The 980-nt window shown below is 58.3% G+C and carries 1 protein-coding gene; it reads left to right on the forward strand.

Annotated features, from left to right (window positions below; translation table 11 throughout):
• The coding region (locus tag JHJ32_RS22575) for a UDP-glucuronic acid decarboxylase family protein (RefSeq protein WP_200122992.1) at positions 1-980 on the forward strand (980 nt) is incomplete at its 5' end.

Here is a 980-nt window from a genome sequence, read left to right on the forward strand (position 1 = left end):
CAAGAAAACGCATACTCATCACCGGTGCCGCAGGATTTTTGGGTTCGCACCTGTGCGACCGCTTCATCAAAGAGGACTACCACGTCATTGGTATGGACAACCTGATTACGGGGGATCTGCGCAACATCGAGCACTTGTTCGGCCTGGAGAATTTCGAGTTTTACAACCATGATGTCTCTACGTTCGTGCATGTGCCGGGCAGCTTGGACTACATCCTGCATTTCGCATCCCCGGCCAGTCCGATAGACTACCTGAAGATTCCCATCCAGACGCTGAAGGTGGGTTCACTGGGCACCCACCACTTGCTGGGGCTGGCCCGGGCCAAGGGCGCCCGCATCCTGGTGGCTTCCACCTCCGAGGTATACGGCGACCCCTCGGTAAGCCCGCAGCCCGAGGAGTACTGGGGCAATGTGAACCCCGTGGGGCCGCGCGGCGTGTATGACGAGGCCAAGCGCTTCCAGGAAGCCATCACCATGGCTTACCACACCTTCCATGGGCTACAGACCCGCATCGTCCGCATTTTTAACACCTACGGACCGCGGATGCGGCTCAATGACGGCCGGGTACTGCCGGCCTTCATCGGGCAGGCGCTGCGCGGGGAAGACCTCACCGTCTTCGGTGACGGCTCACAGACCCGTTCATTCTGCTACGTGGACGACCAGGTGGAGGGCATCTACCGCCTGCTGCACAGTGATTACCCCTATCCGGTAAACATCGGCAATCCCGATGAAATCACCATCAAACAGTTCGGCGAGGAAATCATCAAGCTGACGGGCACTTCCCAGAAGCTGGTGTACAGGGAGCTGCCGGTAGACGACCCCAAGCAGCGGCGGCCGGATATCACCAAGGCCAGGGAGCTGCTGGGTTGGGAACCCAAGGTAGGCCGTGAGGAGGGGCTACGCATCACGTATGCGTATTTCAAATCCTTGCCGGACAAGGAAATCGAGCACAAAGACTTCACCTACTATAACAAACGATAA

The sequence above is a fragment of the Parapedobacter sp. ISTM3 genome, assembly GCF_016533505.1.
GTDB classification, from domain to species: Bacteria; Bacteroidota; Bacteroidia; order Sphingobacteriales; family Sphingobacteriaceae; genus Parapedobacter; species Parapedobacter luteus.